The sequence below is a fragment of the Mycobacterium sp. genome (assembly GCF_049673265.1).
In the GTDB taxonomy this organism is placed as follows: Bacteria; Actinomycetota; Actinomycetes; order Mycobacteriales; family Mycobacteriaceae; genus Mycobacterium.
Genome location: NZ_JBATXN010000651.1, coordinates 1 through 15645 on the forward strand (window position 1 = coordinate 1; position 15645 = coordinate 15645).

Annotated in this window: 21 protein-coding genes and 1 pseudogene; 10 read left to right on the top strand and 12 right to left on the bottom strand. The window is 64.8% G+C overall.

Going from position 1 to position 15645, the window contains the following annotated elements; genetic code table 11:
- Nucleotides 1-198, top strand: a pseudogene (locus WBF82_RS22050) (serine/threonine protein kinase); the annotation flags it as partial.
- Nucleotides 199-470: 272 nt separating this feature from the next.
- Here the strand turns inward: WBF82_RS22050 and WBF82_RS22055 are convergent.
- Nucleotides 471-776, bottom strand: a complete 306-nt coding sequence (locus WBF82_RS22055) for a hypothetical protein (protein ID WP_424385058.1) — start codon at nt 774-776, stop codon at nt 471-473.
- Between the two features lie 173 nt (nt 777-949).
- Between WBF82_RS22055 and WBF82_RS22060 the strand changes: the two genes are divergently transcribed.
- The 9 genes from WBF82_RS22060 (at nt 950) to WBF82_RS22100 (ending at nt 6716) form a co-directional block, all read left to right on the top strand.
- A complete protein-coding gene (locus WBF82_RS22060; protein WP_424385059.1) occupies nt 950-1798 on the top strand; it encodes a helix-turn-helix domain-containing protein in 849 nt (282 codons plus the stop codon).
- A 7-nt stretch (nt 1799-1805) separates the two neighbouring features.
- Nucleotides 1806-2630, top strand: coding sequence for an SAM-dependent methyltransferase (locus WBF82_RS22065; RefSeq protein WP_424385060.1), 825 nt, complete (start codon nt 1806-1808; stop codon nt 2628-2630).
- Nucleotides 2631-2654: 24 nt separating this feature from the next.
- On the top strand, nt 2655-3245 hold the full coding sequence (locus WBF82_RS22070; RefSeq protein WP_424385061.1) for an RNA polymerase sigma factor: 591 nt from the start codon (nt 2655-2657) through the stop codon (nt 3243-3245).
- Entirely contained in the window at nt 3242-3946 is a 705-nt protein-coding gene (locus WBF82_RS22075; RefSeq protein ID WP_424385062.1) for a Rieske (2Fe-2S) protein, read from the top strand. Before WBF82_RS22070 ends, WBF82_RS22075 begins: the two co-directional genes overlap by 4 nt.
- A 132-nt stretch (nt 3947-4078) precedes the next feature.
- Nucleotides 4079-4498, top strand: a complete 420-nt coding sequence (locus tag WBF82_RS22080; protein WP_424385078.1) for a cupredoxin domain-containing protein — start codon at nt 4079-4081, stop codon at nt 4496-4498.
- A complete protein-coding gene (locus WBF82_RS22085) occupies nt 4495-5424 on the top strand; it encodes a metallophosphoesterase family protein (protein WP_424385063.1) in 930 nt (309 codons plus the stop codon). Before WBF82_RS22080 ends, WBF82_RS22085 begins: the two co-directional genes overlap by 4 nt.
- The gene (locus WBF82_RS22090; RefSeq protein ID WP_424385064.1) at nt 5421-5801 is read left to right on the top strand and encodes a hypothetical protein; all 381 of its coding nucleotides are present in this window, start codon (nt 5421-5423) and stop codon (nt 5799-5801) included. Before WBF82_RS22085 ends, WBF82_RS22090 begins: the two co-directional genes overlap by 4 nt.
- Before the next feature lie 49 nt (nt 5802-5850).
- Nucleotides 5851-6183 carry a hypothetical protein gene (locus WBF82_RS22095; protein WP_424385065.1) on the top strand — a complete coding sequence of 111 codons (333 nt, stop codon included), beginning with the start codon at nt 5851-5853 and terminating at the stop codon, nt 6181-6183.
- Between the two features lie 137 nt (nt 6184-6320).
- Nucleotides 6321-6716, top strand: coding sequence for a hypothetical protein (locus tag WBF82_RS22100; RefSeq protein ID WP_424385066.1), 396 nt, complete (start codon nt 6321-6323; stop codon nt 6714-6716).
- On the opposite strand, the gene WBF82_RS22105 is transcribed toward WBF82_RS22100, so the two are convergent.
- From WBF82_RS22105 to WBF82_RS22155, 11 genes are all read right to left on the bottom strand, one after another.
- Nucleotides 6713-6943, bottom strand: a complete 231-nt coding sequence (locus tag WBF82_RS22105; protein ID WP_424385067.1) for a deoxyribodipyrimidine photolyase — start codon at nt 6941-6943, stop codon at nt 6713-6715. The two genes, WBF82_RS22100 and WBF82_RS22105, sit on opposite strands and share 4 nt — an antisense overlap.
- A gap of 71 nt (nt 6944-7014) precedes the next feature.
- Nucleotides 7015-7434: a hypothetical protein gene (locus tag WBF82_RS22110; RefSeq protein WP_424385068.1), complete on the bottom strand. Its 420-nt coding sequence runs from the start codon at nt 7432-7434 to the stop codon at nt 7015-7017.
- Entirely contained in the window at nt 7431-8231 is an 801-nt protein-coding gene (locus tag WBF82_RS22115) for an SDR family oxidoreductase (RefSeq protein ID WP_424385069.1), read from the bottom strand. The genes WBF82_RS22110 and WBF82_RS22115 overlap by 4 nt, the downstream gene beginning before the upstream one ends.
- A gap of 3 nt (nt 8232-8234) precedes the next feature.
- Nucleotides 8235-9140: an RNA polymerase sigma-70 factor gene (locus tag WBF82_RS22120; protein WP_424385070.1), complete on the bottom strand. Its 906-nt coding sequence runs from the start codon at nt 9138-9140 to the stop codon at nt 8235-8237.
- A 4-nt stretch (nt 9141-9144) separates the two neighbouring features.
- Entirely contained in the window at nt 9145-9750 is a 606-nt protein-coding gene (gene rfbC / locus WBF82_RS22125; RefSeq protein ID WP_424385071.1) for a dTDP-4-dehydrorhamnose 3,5-epimerase, read from the bottom strand.
- Nucleotides 9750-10745: a dTDP-glucose 4,6-dehydratase gene (gene rfbB / locus WBF82_RS22130; protein ID WP_424385072.1), complete on the bottom strand. Its 996-nt coding sequence runs from the start codon at nt 10743-10745 to the stop codon at nt 9750-9752. The genes rfbC and rfbB overlap by 1 nt, the downstream gene beginning before the upstream one ends.
- 37 nt (nt 10746-10782) lie before the next feature.
- Nucleotides 10783-11133: a hypothetical protein gene (locus WBF82_RS22135; protein WP_424385073.1), complete on the bottom strand. Its 351-nt coding sequence runs from the start codon at nt 11131-11133 to the stop codon at nt 10783-10785.
- Between the two features lie 19 nt (nt 11134-11152).
- The gene (locus WBF82_RS22140) at nt 11153-12019 is read right to left on the bottom strand and encodes an LLM class F420-dependent oxidoreductase (RefSeq protein ID WP_424385074.1); all 867 of its coding nucleotides are present in this window, start codon (nt 12017-12019) and stop codon (nt 11153-11155) included.
- 20 nt (nt 12020-12039) lie between these two features.
- Nucleotides 12040-12900 carry an LLM class F420-dependent oxidoreductase gene (locus tag WBF82_RS22145; protein WP_424385075.1) on the bottom strand — a complete coding sequence of 287 codons (861 nt, stop codon included), beginning with the start codon at nt 12898-12900 and terminating at the stop codon, nt 12040-12042.
- A 28-nt stretch (nt 12901-12928) separates the two neighbouring features.
- Nucleotides 12929-14431: an ATP-binding protein gene (locus tag WBF82_RS22150; RefSeq protein ID WP_424385076.1), complete on the bottom strand. Its 1503-nt coding sequence runs from the start codon at nt 14429-14431 to the stop codon at nt 12929-12931.
- The coding region (locus WBF82_RS22155; RefSeq protein ID WP_424385077.1) for an NAD(P)/FAD-dependent oxidoreductase at nt 14428-15645 on the bottom strand (1218 nt) is incomplete at its 5' end. The genes WBF82_RS22155 and WBF82_RS22150, both read right to left, overlap by 4 nt.

Below are 15645 nucleotides of genomic sequence, written 5' to 3' on the forward strand. Positions count from 1 at the left end.
CGCGGCGGCATGGGTGAGGTGTGGCGCGCGCATGACACCGTCACCGACAGGGTCGTGGCCATCAAAGTCTTGCCCGCGCATTTGTCTGAGGATGAGGAGTTTCAGCGGCGATTCCGCCGGGAAGCCCACGCGGCCGCCCGAGTGGGCACACCGCACGTGGTCTCGAGCTATGACTATGGGGAGATCGACGGTCGGGTCGGCCGATCACCTTAGGATTCTCCCGCCAACGGCACCGGTCAGTCCCGGCTTTACCGCCGCTGCCCGCAAACTCTCAGGTCGGCGAGTTTGTAGTCTTTGCGGTCGTGTCGACCGTGGTCGGGCTGTGGATCTGGGTGGGCGATCGTCTAACGGGTGCTGCCACCACAATTGGGGCTCGCGGGCTTTGACGGCCATGCACAAGCCGGCGCGACTAGACCGATCGCCATCGCTACGGCTACCAAGGCGTAAGTGTTGCGGCGCATGCTCGCTGCCTAGATCCCTATCCAGACCCACTGTCCATGGCCGCCGTCCCATACCGGGCGGAGCTTCTGCGCCCACGGCGGCGGTGGCGGGGGCGGCGGGATGTCCGCGGGTGCGAATGACGGCACGTATGCCGGCTTGGGTACATACCAGTCCGGCACTGGCGGTGGCGGTTTGCACTCGTTAGTCCACACATTGCGGGCGAAGTTGGGGTCGCATTCCGCCCAGCTGACTCCCGGCGTCGCGACCATCACGGCCGCCATCGGAGATACCACGACCGCAACACTTGCGCCCAGACGGCGAACAAACCTCGTCATGCAGGCCTCCCGATATGGACCCGTCGGTAGATATTGGCTTACTTGAGCTTATGCCCTCGACACCACGTGGACTCGGTCAGCATTCGGCAGAGCCGACGGCTCGGCTCGCGGAATCCAATTCGAGGCAACATCGCCGCCAGTAACTGCGGGCACGCTGCACTATCGTCGGGTGCATGGGCCCCCGCATGTACCGGCCGGTCGCTCCGCTAGCCGACTACATCGAATTCATCGGAGATTGGCGTAACAGCGAGGCCGACTACTGGAGCCGGGCGCTGCCGCGTGGCGCGGTGACGGTGATCTTCGACGTCGGGCAACGACAGCAGCTCGACTTCTACGCCGCCGACGGCAAGACAAGGTTGATCGTTCCGCCCGCATTCATCACCGGATCGCACACTGCCTCATACGTATCGAACATCGCCGCCGACGAGCCCGTGATGGCCGTTCACTTTCGGCCCGGCGGCGCGTTTCCGTTTCTGGGAATCCCGTTGGGCGACCTCGAGGACGCATACGTCGGCGTCGACCAGGTCTGGGGGAGCGACGGCCGCGAGTTGCACGAGCGGTTGATCGAAACGTCATCGGCGCGGGCCCGCTTTCAGATCCTCGAGCAGTTTTTGTTGTCCCGGCCATCGCTGACGGTGGACCGCCAACCCGGTGTCGCCGCAGCGCTGGCCGCGATCGAAAACGACCCATCGATCCGGATGGCCGACATCCGGCACCACGTGGGTATGGCCGCCAAGCGCCTGATCGCGTTGTTTCGTGCCGAGGTGGGCTTGTCGCCCAAGGCATATGCGCGGGTCCGTCGCCTCCAGGCGGCGCTGCGGTTACTGGGGACCGGCCCGGTGGGCGGTGCTCGCGTCGCGGCGGAGGTCGGTTATTTCGACCAGGCGCACTTTGTCCGGGACTTTGAGTCGTTCACCGGGATGACGCCGACGCAGTACAGCCAACAGCGGATTGTGCTGCCCAGCCACGTCCCGATCGAGCGGCACAAATTTACAAGACCGCTGGCCGCCGCGTGTTCATGATGGGGTTATGGATAACCCCAAGCAAGCGGTAGCGGCAACCGGGCTGCTCGTCGCGGCGATGCGCGCCGAGGAATCGGCGCGTGAGGACGCTCTTTTCACCGATCCGTTCGCCGAACGGCTGGCGGGCGACGACGGCCGGCAGTTGCTTGCCGAAGCCGCGGCGAAGACCGAACAGCCGTCAGCGCCGATTGTCGTTCGCACCAGGTTCTTCGACGAGGCCCTGCTGCGCGCCCAAGCCGACGGCGTTTCGCAGGTGGCCATTCTCGCCGCGGGCATGGACGCCCGTGCGTTTCGGCTGCCATGGCAGCGCGGTACTACCATTTACGAAGTCGACCAGCCCCACATGATCGCGACCAAAGCCGAACGACTCGCGGGTGAGCAACCGCGCTGCCGACGTGTTGCGGTCGGCGCCGACCTGGCCGATGATTGTGCGAAAGTTCTGCAGTCACAAGGGTTTAGCTCCTCATCGAGGACGGTGTGGCTGATCGAGGGGCTGCTGCAGTACCTCGAAGCCTCGGATGTCGACAATCTGTTCGCCCGCGTCGATGCGCTGTCTGCTCCGGGTACGGTGCTGTTGTACGACATCGTCGGCAAGACGATGTTGGAGGCGGAGTTCCTGCAGCCGACCCTGGACTACATGGCAAAGCTGGGGGCGCCGTGGACGTTCGGCAGCGATACCCCGGCTGCTCTCGTCGAGAACCGGGGCTGGACGGCCACCGTCACCGATGCGGCCGAGCCCGGAAACCGATGGAATCGATGGATGCATCCACCGGTTCCTGCCGACGTGCCCGCGGCGCCGCGCGGCTACTTCATCGAGGCGGTCAAGGTGTAACCCGAGCTGCTATGGACCGGTGACATGGCACTATTCTCAGCGGAGCCACGCTTCCCAACAGGCAGGCAGTATGTGACGGCACACGGTGAACCCGTCGACCCGCGTCGCTTGCGGGTGGTGCCTGACGGCGGCTACCCCAACTGGGAAGCGGTGTACCAGGACAACGCCACCTGGGTGTATCGCACCATCTTCGCCCGGGTGGGCAACCGGGCCGACGCCGAGGACCTCACCGCCGAAGTCTTCCTCGCCGCACTGCGACCGCTGCGGTTGACGGCAAGCGTCGGCGAGATTCGGGGGTATCTACGGGCCACCGCGCGAACGGTGCTGGCCGCGCATTGGCGCGAAACGCTGGGACGTGAGATCACCACGATCGATGACGATATCGAGCAACCACCCGACCGTGAAGAGGCGATCAGCACCGCTCCCCAGCGAGTCGCCAAGGTTCTGCACCGGTTGCCGGACAATTATCGAAGGATATTGGAACTGCGCTTCTTGCAAGGCCGTTCGATCAAAGAGTCGGCCGCCGAGCTGGGGGTCAGCGTCGCCAACGCCAAGGTGCTCCAGCATCGCGCATTGCGGCTGGCCGCACAGGTCAACGAGAAGGACGAATCATGAACGCGCGCGGGTTGCGCAGGTATGTCGACGACCTGTTGCGGGGTCGTCGTCCCAAGCCGTTCCGGCCCGACGATTTTGAAGCCGCGCAAATCCGAACGGCCATCGATCTCCAGGCGGCGCGGCTCGGCAGCGATGCGCCGCGAGAGGAATTTCTCACTGATCTGCGCCAGCGTCTTGCCGCGCAAATGGAAGGCACCGCACAGCCGGCAGGACAATCCGGGGCGACCCGCAGGCACGTCATCGTCGGCACGTCGGCAGCAGCGGCCGCCGCGGTGGCCGCGGTGTCGATCGATCGAGCGCTGATCGACAGTGGGCAGGTCGCCGACGGCGACAACAAGTACAACTCCGGCGAACTCACCCCAAACACCGGGCGGTGGCAGCGGGTCGCAGCCAGCGCGGAGGTGCCCGACGGTGTCATGCACCCGTTCGATCTCGGCTCGGTCGTCGGATTCGTTCGCCGTGTCGACGGCAAGCCCGAAGCGGTGTCGGGGGTCTGCACCCATCAGGGTTGCCGATTGTGGTTCGACGCACCGCAGGCCCGGCTGCGCTGCCCGTGCCATTCGACCTCGTTTTCGCCCGCCGGCCAGGTGCTGACCCATCAATTGCCGATATCGCCGAAGCCGTTGCCCACGTTGATGGTTCGTGAACAAGGTGGTGTCATCGAGGTATTCGTCCCGCCGAGCCCTAACGAGCCGGCCTGACGGCCTGTAACCCGCTGCCCTATCTGTTGGCAGTGCTTGGTTTCTTGGTTTCTTACGTCCTTCGCCGACCGATGGAGGTGCAACGTTATGCCCGAACGAAATCGGGGCGCGCGGATGGTGCTGCTGGCGGGAATGCTGTTGGCCTCATGCTCCTCGCCGCCGACACACCAGACGTCGCCGTCGGTGACGTTCGGGCCGGGCGCGACGACACCGGGAATGCCGGGGATGGGCGGCATGCCGTCGATGTCGGGTCCGCCGGCGGGCGGCTCGACGTCGGCGACCGGCTCGGCGGCTCCGGTAGCCGGTGACGCGGTCAGCATTGACAACTTCGCCTTCGTCCCGGCGACGCTGACCGTTCGCGCGGGAAGCACGGTCACCTGGACCAACCATGATGAAGAGCCGCACACGATAGCCGCCGACGACGGGTCGTTCCACTCACCCGGAATGGGCTCGCAGGGCACGTATTCGCACACATTCCCGACCGCAGGCAAGTTCGACTACGTCTGCTCGATCCACCCGTACATGCACGCGACAGTGGTTGTGACGCAATGACCGACGCCGAGCACTCAATGAGCCGACGCCAACTGATCCGGCACAGCGCATGGTTCGGTGCGGCCGTCGGCCTGGCCGTGGTCGGTGGTGAAGTGATCTCGCACGTCGCCGGCACCGCGGAGGCCGCGCGGGCACAAGGCCGGCCCGCGCTGCGATTTGCTCAGGTCAGTGACAGCCACATCGGGTTCTTCGGAAAGGCGAATTCGAATGTCGCAGGCTCGTTCGGCCAGGCGATCGAGCGGATCAATAACCTCGGCTACACACCCGACTTCGTCATCCACACCGGCGATCTCACTCATCTGGCCACGACGGATCAGTTCGATCAAGTCAAGCAAATGATGACCGGGCTGCGTACGCCGCATGTCTTCACCGTGCCCGGCGAGCACGACTCGGTCGACGATGCGGGCCAAAAGTATCGAAGCGTGTTCGGCGCGGGAACCCGCGGTGACGGGTGGTATAGCTTCGACATCGCCGGTGTGCATGTGATTGCGCTGGTGAACACGCTCAATTTGAAAAAGCTCGGTCATCTGGGAGCCGACCAGCTGGAGTTCATCGCGAAGGATGTGGCGGCGCTGCCCAGTGATACGCCGATCATCGTGTTCAGCCATATCCCGCTGTTCGCAATGTATCCGAATTGGGGCTGGGGTACCGACGACGCCACCCAGGCGCTGAGTTATCTGCGCCGCTTCTCGTCTGTGACCTGCCTCAACGGCCATGTCCACCAAGTCTTTTCCAAGACGGAAGGCAATGTGACCTTCTACAGCGGCACCACCACGGCGTACCCGCTACCTCATCCCGGCGACGGTCCGGCACCGAAGCCCGTCACCCTGCCGGCCGGCAAATTGCGCGACGCGCTGGGTATCCGCGAGGTCAGCTACACGCGGGGACATGACGCCCTTGCATTGAAAGAACGGACACTGCAATGAGGTTCGCGGGGTTGCTGATCCGCATCGGAATCGCGGCTGCGGTGGTCGTGAGCGGGATCAGCCACGCCTACCTGTATATCCACGGCTACCAGCATATTCCGACGATCGGCACGGCTTTCATTGTGCAGGCCGGCGTCTCGTTCGCGCTCGCCGCGCTGATCCTGCTCGGCGGGCCGTCGTGGCTTCAGTGGGCAGCGGCCGCGTTGGCCGGCGGCGCACTGGTCGCCTTCGCGTTGTCGCGCACCGTCGGGCTTTTCGGGTTTTCCGAGCAGGACTGGGAGCCGGCGCCGCACGCGGCGATCAGCGTGGTCGCTGAAGTGCTGACCATCGGGCTCTGGGCGGCCTATCTGGCCGAGGGGCGGCGCGTTCGCAGGTAAGCCGTGCATACTCTTCTGTACAGAGGTCTCAAACAGAGGGGTTGGGCGCATGTTGTTCCGTGCGACTCTGGTCGTGGTAAGTATCGTCACGGCTGCGATTGGCTCGGCGTCGCTGGCCGGCGCAGACCCGCATTGCGCCGCCGGTCAGTGCGGTCCAGCCCCGGGCCAGACCCCGTCATACCAGGACGGGTACAACACCGAGCACGCCTTTTACTCGCAGCCGAGGAATGGCAATTTCCTGAAAAACGAGATGCAACAGGCCGGCTATAACGCGGGCATGGTTTGCCAACTCGAGATGGGCGGCGGGCCGCTACCGCCCAATCAGAACGACTGGATACGCGGTTGCGTCGACGCGTTGCACGATCTGGGATTCAAGCCCTGAGCTAACCCGTCCGCGGGCGAACGCTTGTCAAAACCGCGCGCACATCAGCACCCGCCGGTGTGCCCGTTTTCATCACCGCGGCCGGCTAGTCGGTTAATCTCGCCAGTTACAGGTCATGCCAGCAGAGGAGTGCGGCCATGATTGATGCACGGTCCGTCGCAACGGCGGCCATCGCGGCCGCGGCGCTCGGCGCGGCCGACCTGGCCAGTGCCGACCCGGTGAGCCAGCCGGTCCCCAATATGAGCCACGATGCGGCGCTCGGACAATCCTGCGCTACGCCGACCGGACGCTACATCTTCGGATACGACTCCGCCGGCAAGGTTTTGGCGTGTGGTCGACCCGGACAACCCCACGTGTGGGTCGATGCCGGGACGCTGGTCGGGGTTCGACAGATCGGCGGCAAGCAGTGCGTGGAGGAGATACACGCCCTTGCTCCAGACGGCAGTGGGGGATTTACTGCACAGTCACCCGATGGCGTCCCCTTGATATGCGCTTACCCAACCGATACCTGGGAGATCATGCCCACTCACTAGTCCTTCTTGGACGGGATCACTATCACGACGATCAGCGTCAGGATGCTGAAGATCAGTCCCAGGATGCCCCAACCGAATGGGTTGCGGCCCTTCATCCCTGCGATGACTGCGCAAATAATCGCCGCGATGATACTGCCGATGGCGACGAAAACGAATTTGATGGTTCCCCCAATTAGGCCTGCGGCCTCCGGGTGGCTGGATGCGGCCAGCACTAATTGATGAAGCATGATGGACTCCTCTGCGCCGGACGGGATCTCACTGCCCGTGTTCCGGACTCGGATACCCAGCAGAGCGGGAATCAAACGGCGCGCTGATCTCCTTCGCGTCGTCGCAGTTCCAGGATGAGCAGCGCGATCGGAAGCAGCACCGCGACGATTAGGCCTATTTTTTCGGTGACTGCCGCAGCCGTCGTGTAGTGGTGCAGATGGGTGAGGTGAAACAGCAAGTGCGGGATGGCGAACACCAAGTAGGCAATCAGCGCGGTGCGCACGATCTGTTGCTCCATGGTGATCGCTGCGATTAATAACACCATAGTCAGCGCAAGGTTCAGCGCACCCACATCGCGCAGCAGGTGTTCGGAATACGGCGGCAACAGGCTCACCCCGGGGACGTGGTCGTAGAAGACCCGCGGGGTCAGCGTCGCGACAACTCCCACCGCGAGTTCGGTGAGGGCGAGGAACCAGATACCGGCTCGCAGCAGCACATCGGTGAGCTTCATCGCCGCTGCCTTCGACGGAGGGGTAGGTAGGTACGAAGCGCGTCGGCGTATGGGACGACACCGGCGGTGAACTGCTCGCTGAGGTACTCCTCGAAGGTGACGGTGCCTTGTGCGTGATCCGGCGCCAGGTGGCCGCCGGCACGGTATGCGCGAAACACCTTGCCCGGTAGCAGGATTGGCAGCATCAGGCGATGCTTGCTGACCATTGCCAAGTAGCTGCGGGCAAGGTCGCTGACCGCACGGACCTCTGGCCCGCCGAAATCTGGGGCCCTGCCGGTGGGTTCGTCGAGCGCGAGCTGGGCGAGCCGGTTACCGACCTCGCGCACATCGACCGGCTGGAAACTCCAGCCGGCGGGCAAGGCCATGATCGGTGGTTTGGCCAACATGCGTAGCAGCATGGCGATGAGATCGTGGAACTGAGTCGCCCGCAGCACCGTCCACGGCAAGCCGGACCTTGCGACCAGCTCTTCATCGGCCACTTTTCGCCGGTAGACCGGGACACGGTCGGAGCCGACGATGGAGGTGTACACCAGATGCGGGGAGCCGGCTTGTTTCGCCGCCACAACCAGATGATCCACGTGCTCGGAGCACTGCACGATGGTGTCGACGCCGGCGACAGCCGCATCGAGCCCGTCGCCGGTGCGCAGGTCGCCGGTGACGTGTTCGGCGTTGTCGTGTTGGTGGCGCCGCCGGCCTCGGCTCAGGATGCGCACGCTGGCGCCCGATGTGAGGAGCTGATCGACCACCGCTCGGCCTAAGACGCCGGTGCCGCCGACCACGAGTACGCGTTTCGTCATACCTTATGGACTGGATAGCCCGGCGGGGTGTGACAGCTGCCTGCCCAGGAATCGCAATTTGTCCGGGTTCGCGATGACCCGCAGGGCGGCTATCCGGTCGCCATCTGTTTGGAAAAACAGCACGCCAGCAAGCACCGAGTCGGTGAATCCGAGCACCGCAGGCTCGCCGTTGACCTCGACACCGAATTGCAGGTGCACTGCGGGCAAGGGTCGGCTAAACGCACCCGCCACGTATCGGGCCACCCGGTCGCGGCCCACCACCGGCCGCCGCGCAGCGGCCACTTTCCCGCCACCATCGGCGGTGGACGTGACATCGGCGGTCAGCATGGGCACCAACCCGGCGACGTCACCGCTGCGGCTTGCGTCCAAGAAACGGTCCACCAGGTCACGCCACCGCGCCGGATCGGGCTGGAACCGGGGCACCGGATCATCGAGGCGTTGCTTCGCGCGGCGGTGCAACTGGCGAGCGTTGGCTTCGGTGGTTTCCATGAACTCGCCGATGTCGCGGTGGCTGTAGCCGAATGCCTCCCTGAGCACGAACACGGCGCGCTCGCTGGGACCGAGCCGCTCCATCAGGGCCAGCAACGCGATCGACACCGAATCGCGAAGCTCGGCGGTTTCCAACGGCCCCAACGTTCCATCGCTGGTGATGACGGGTTCCGGTAGCCACGGACCTACGTAGATCTCCCGCCGGGCACGAGCCGACGTCAATCGGTTGAGGCACAAGTTCGTGACGACCTTGCTCAACCAGGCCGGCAAGGAGCCGATCGTCGCTCGATCGGTCGCATGCAACCGTAGGTAGGCGTCTTGCACCGCGTCTTCGGCCTCGCCTGCTGACCCCAACAACCGGTAGGCAAGCCCGAACAGGCGGGGCCGCTGCGATTCGAACTCCTCCGCTACCGCGGTCATTGCCTTAAGAGCTGCCTCGCAACCCGTCGACGAAGTCCTTGGTCTCTGCCCAACTCGGCAGCAGGCCGGCGGCGCGCACTTCGTCGAGGGTGGGCGCTGCGGCATCCCGCTCAGACAACAGTAATTCGTGTCCGCTCGGCCAATCGATCGCCAGCGTCGGGTCGGTGGGGGCGATGGTGTGCTCGCGTTGCGGGTTATATTCCGCTGAGCACAGGTACATCACCGTCGAGTTATCTTGTAGCGCAAGGAAACCGTGCGCCAGACCCTCGGAGAGATACACCGTCCTACGGTCACGGTCGTCGAGCAGAACTGAGTCCCACTGGCCGAAAGTTGGCGAGCCAACCCGGACATCGACGACGACGTCGAACACCGATCCGGTAAGGCAGGTCACGTACTTGGCCTGGCTCGGTGGCAGCTGGGCGAAATGTAGGCCACGCAGCACACCGGCTGAAGAGACCGAACAGTTGGCCTGCCGCACGTCTAGCCGGTGACCGGCGAACCCGGCGAAGCCTGTGTCGGTCAGCCACTCGAAGAACATTCCACGCGAATCCGAATGCAGTTGCGGGGTGATCTCCCACGCGCCGGCGATGTCGAGTTCACGAACCTGCATCAACGGCCCCATTGTTCGTAGCGGGCTTCGACGGCAGCTTTCAGCGGGCCCCACCATGATTCGTTTTCCCGATACCAGTCGATGGTCTCACGCAGACCCTCGGTGAAATCGGTATGCTTTGGCGCCCAGCCTAATTCGTTGCACAGCGAGGTCGGGTCGATGGCGTAGCGCAGATCGTGGCCGACCCGATCGATGACGTAATCGAAGTCGTCGGGATCACGTCCCATCAGTTGGAGCAATGTCTGCAGCACAGACACGTTGTCGCGTTCGCCGTCGGCGCCGATCAAGTAGGTCCGGCCGATTTGGCCGCCGGTCAGAATCCGCCGGACCGCGTCATTGTGGTCCTCGACGTGGATCCAATCCCTGACGTTGGTTCCTTTGCCGTACAACTTCGGCCGACGCCCGGTGAGCACGTTGGTGATCTGGCGCGGAATGAACTTCTCCAGGTGCTGATACGGCCCATAGTTGTTGGAGCAGTTCGAGATCGTCGCGCGAACGTCGTAGGAGCGCACCCAGGCTCGCACCAGCATGTCGGAGCCGGCTTTGGTCGCCGAGTACGGACTCGACGGGTTATAGGGCGTCGACTCGGTGAACCGCTGCGGATCGTCGAGCGCGAGATCGCCGTAAACCTCGTCGGTGGAGACGTGGTGCAGCCGGACCCCATGCCGGCGCACCGCCTCCAGAATCGTGAACGTCCCGATCACGTTGGCCCGCAGGAACGGCGCCGGGTCGGCCAACGCGTTGTCGACGTGGGTCTCGGCTGCGAAGTGCACCACCGCGTCAGCCTCGGCGACCAGGCGGGAGACCAATTCGGCGTCAGTGACGTCGCCCTGGACCAGCCGGATCTCGTTTTCGACGGGAGCCAGCGATTCGCGGGTGCCTGCATATGTCATGGCGTCGAGCACCGTCACCGCGTCTTCCGGATGCTCGCGAACGGTGGTGTGCACGAAGTTGGCGCCGATGAAACCGGCGCCGCCGGTCACCAGCAGCCGCATGGGGGCACTCTAGCCGGGCGACGATTCGGGCCCCGAGCTAGCCGCCAATTCCGTTATCGAGGCCGAGATGGGTTCCGAAATACCAAGGGACGCCGACCTGCACGACCACCGCGACGAGGACACATGCGACAAGACTTATCAGCAGTCCCACCGCACGCCGTCGGGCCTTCATCGACGAAAAGGCGAGGACCAGAAAGAGCAGACCGAGTGCTGCCTGCAGGTAACCGAAAACCTCTAGCGGGCGGTCGGCCGCTCGGTCGTAGTCGGTGAGGTGTCCGTCGGGAAAGCCGGCCAAGGCCACTTCGCTGTAGGTCATGAAGGCCAGCAACAGCGCGGCCAGGGCGCAGACCACGCAAGCGATTCGTACGACGCCACTCCGAAGCACCATGACGACCCCGTCCGCCCGATCAGCTGGGGGGCGCCAGTCCCAGCGGCCCGGCCAGTTCGCCCAGCGCGGGCAGCAGCGTCTCCGGTGTCCAGCCACCAAGCACCTGGATCGCCACGTGATCGGCACCGGCTTGCAAATGCTCGTCAAGGCGCGCCGCGATGGCCTCGGGGGTGCCGTAGGCCACCACCGAGTCGATCAGCCGGTCGCTTCCGGGCTTGCGCACGTCGTCTTCGCTGAAGCCCAGCCGCAGCCAGTTATTCACGTAGTTGCTCAGGCCCAGGTAGTGGTCGACGGTCTCGCGGCCAATCCGACGGGCCTCGGCGGCGTCGGTGCTCAGCACCACCTTGTGCTCTGGTGCCAGGAACACCGAGCGGCCCATCTTTTCGCGGGCCTTGGCCGTGTGTTGCGGCGTGGTCAGGTATGGGTGTGCGCCCGCGCTGCGTTCGGCGGCCAGTTGCAGCACCTTGGGACCAAGCGCCGCCAGCACCCGACGACTGGTCGGCACCATGGCGCCGTCGAGTTCGTCGAGGTAACCGACCAACGCGTCATAGGGCTTGACGTACTCCTCGGTGTGCTCGCGGTGGCCCACGCCGACGCCCAGCAAAAACCTTCCCGGATAGGCGGTTTCGATGCGCTCAAAGGATCGGGCGACCACCGACGCCGGTGCCGACCAGATGTTGACGATCCCGGTGGCCAGCTGCAGCGAATTAGTCTGCGCCAGAGCAGGATCCACCCAATCCAGCTCCGCGTCCGGCGATCCGCCGACCCAGGCGGCGCCATAACCGAGCGACTCGATTTGCGCGGCCAGTTCGGGTGCCAGTGAGCGGAAGGCCAGCCATACGCCGAACCGGCCCAGGTCAGGTTTCAGCGATACGGCCTCGGTCATCTAGTTCCCCCTCTGCTTGCTCACGACTGATTCAGTCCAAGCGGCCCCGCCAATTCGGCCAGCGCCGAGACCAGGTTCTCACTTTTGGTCAGGACCTGAACGGCGACGTGGTCGGCGCCGGCGTCAAGGTGTTCATTGAGCCGGGCGGCTATCGCGTCGGTCGTACCGTAGGCAACCACGGCATCGACCAGCCGGTCGCTGCCGGGCCGCGTGACGTCGTCGTCGGTGAATCCCAGCCGCCGCCAGTTGTTCAGATAGTTGGCCAGGTTGAGGTAAATATCGAGCGCCTTGCGGCCGACCGCCCGGGCGCGATCCGCATCGGTGGTCAGCACCACCTTGTGCTCGGGCGCCAAGAACGCCGACGGGCCGATCAGTTCGCGGGCCTGCGCCGTGTGCTCCGGCGTGGTCAGGTAGGGATGCGCTCCACCGCTGCGCTGCGCCGACAGCTTCAGCACTCGCGGGCCCAGCGCAGCCACCACTCGACGGTTGGCCGGCACTCCGTAATCGTCAAGAAGGTCCAGGTACTCCACCAGCGCGTCGTAGGGCTTGCGGTATTCGCTGATCGCCTCGGGGTGCCCGACGCCGATACCCAGCAGGAACCGGCCGGGGTACGCCTTGTCGATGCGGTGGAAGGACTCGGCGACCGGCTTGGCGGGCGCCGACCAGATATTGACGATGCCGGTGGCCACCTGCAGCGTGGTGGTCGCTTCCAGGATCGGCTCGACCCATTCCAGCTCGGCCGGCGGTGAACCGCCTACCCAGACGGCTCCGTAGCCCAGGGCTTCGATTTCTTTAGCCTGCTGCGGCGTGACCCCGCGGCCGAACGATCCGAACCGACCAAGGTTGGGGCTATTCGTGGAATGAGCTTGAGTATCAGTCATGGTGTCTCCAACCGGTCCGGGAATGTCGCTATTCCGTCAGCTCTTCATCTAGGTCGGGATCCGCCAAGTCCTCGACGCGAGGCTTTTCCAGAGGCAGCAACACGATGAAGCGGGTATTGCCCGGCGCAGACTCCACCCGCAGATCCCCACGATGCTTTTTCACGACGATGTTGAACGCCAAATCCAGCCCGAGGCCGGTGCCTTCGCCGAACGGTTTGGTGGTGAAGAACGGTTCGAAGATGTGCTCGCGGATGTCCTCGGGGATGCCGGGTCCGGTGTCGCAGATCTCGATGCGGGCCAGCTTCTCGCCTTCCCTGCTGGTGCGTACGGTCAGCGTGCCGCCCGTCTCGCGCATCGCGGCCAGCGCATTGTCGATGATGTTGGTCCACACCTGGTTGAGATCACCTGGAAAGCAAGGGATTTCGGGAAGCGATTGGTCGAATTCCTTGACCACTGTGATCGCGCCGGGTTGCTTGTCTTTGCTCAATCGATCGGCGAACATCACGAGCGTGCTGCGCAGCAGTTCGTGCACATCGGCCACATCGAACAGGGCGCGGTCCATCCGGGAATATTGCTTGGCGTCGGCGACCAACGCCGAAATCCGTTTGCTCGCTTCCGAAATCTGATTCATCAGAAGCTCGCTCTCGATGGTGTAGCTGATCCAGCGGATCGCCTCCTCCAACGAAGCCGATCTATCCAATTCCTCTGCGGTCGCGGCGATCCGCTCCAACCAGTCGGTGTCGACGCCGCCTTCGACGAGTGTCGGCGCGATGTCCCACCCGCTGCCGATGTCGTGGTCCTCCAGCCACTCGCCGACGGCGTCCTCGCGGTCGGCAGTCTCGAGCGCGGTCAGGTGCTGCGACGCCGATTTGGCGACCTGCTCGGCGACGGCATCCTGCAGTTGCACCAGAGCGTTCAGCGTCTCGGGGGAGACGGTGCCGTCGGCGAGCATCGCCAGTTTCCCGCGCATGCGCGAGATCCGGCCGCGCAGCTCGTCGGCGGCCCGAGCGATGGCCGCTGCGGGATTGTTCAGCTGATGGGTCAGGCCGGCCGACAACCGGCCCAGCGCGAGCAGCTTTTCCCGGTTGTCGATGATCCGCCGGGTCCGGTCGGTGCCCACAGCGATCCCGTCGAGCAGGTGAACCGCCATCGGAAATTGGTCCTTCATGAACTTGGCGAACACCGGCGCGTCCATGACGAAGAACCGCGACGGCTTGGTCACGTGCACCGACGCGTCGTAGCTCTTTTGCTTCCCACCGGTAAAGGCCCGCCAGGCACCGCAATACACGCCGCGCTGTGACGTCCGATTGGTCTCGATGTCCTGACCGCCGGAGAGCTTCGACATCGCCAGCTCGCCTTCGATCAGGACGTAGAAACAAGTCGCCGGCTCACCCTCGACGATGATCGGCCCCGGTTCGTAGTGCTGGATGTGGCCGTTGGCGCACAACGTCTCGAGCTGCTCGTCGGTCAGCGCCTCGAACAGGAACAGCGTGCGCAGCTCGTCGGCGTCACACGGAAGTTTGTCGGTCATGACTCCGCCAGGTAGCGGTGGACCAGCATCACGGCCATCGATCCTTCGCCGACTGCGGCTGCGACGCGTTTAGCTGACTCGGCGCGCACATCGCCGGCGACGAACACGCCTGGCACGCTGGTCTCCAGGTGGTGTGGCGGACGGTCCAGCGTCCAGCCACACACGTTGCGAAGGTCCGGCCCGGTGAGGATGAAGCCGCGATCGTCGCGGGCGACTACCCCGTCCAGCCAGTCGGTGCGCGGCGCGGCGCCGATGAAGATGAACATCCGGCCGCAGGTGACGTCCTCGGTTTCGCCGGTCCGGTTGTCAATCAGGGTGAGCTTCTCCAGATGATCGTCTCCAGTAGCGCAATGAACTTCGGTACAGGTGCGCACGGTGATCTTGGGAGTCTGCTCAATCTGTTGGATCAGGTAGTGCGACATCGACGCCTCCAGCGACGGGGCACGCACGACGATCGTGACGGATTTGGCCTCCCGGGACAGATACATCGCGGCCTGGCCGGCCGAATTGGCCCCGCCAATCACGTAGACCTCTTCGCCCTTGCAGTCCGACGCGACCGAAACGGCGGCCCCGTAGTAGATGCCGCGGCCGGTCAACTCGTCGCAGCCGGTCGCCGCCAGCTGTCGGTAGGCGACGCCGGTGGCCAGGATCACCGCATGCGCATCGATCGAGCCGCCGTCAGAGAACCGGATGGTGCGCTTGGAGCCGTTGACCTCCAGCGCAGTGGCCGTGCGGGCGGTGATCAGTTCGGCGCCGAACTTCTCCGCCTGTCGGCGGGCCCGGTCGGCCAGCTGGCCGCCCGACACCCCGTCTGGAAAGCCCAGATAGTTCTCGATCCGCGAGCTCTGCCCGGCCTGACCGCCGGTCGCGGTGCGTTCGATCAGCACGGTGCGCAGCCCCTCGGAGGCGCCGTAGACGGCGGCGGCCAGGCCCGCGGGTCCGCCACCGACCACGATCAGGTCGTAGAACTCCTGCGATGGCGTGGTCATCAAGCCCAACGTGTCGGCCAGTTCGGCATCGCTCGGTTCGATGAGGGTGTCGCCGCGTTCGGTGACGACGACCGGTAGCCGCAGGCCGTCCTCGCCGGCAGCGGCCAACAGCTGCTCGCCGTCGGGGTCGTCGGCCATGAACCAGTTGTAGTAGAGCCCGTTGCGGGCCAGGAAGTCGCGCACCTGCCAGGACCGTGCCGACCAGCGGTGCCCGATCACCTTGGT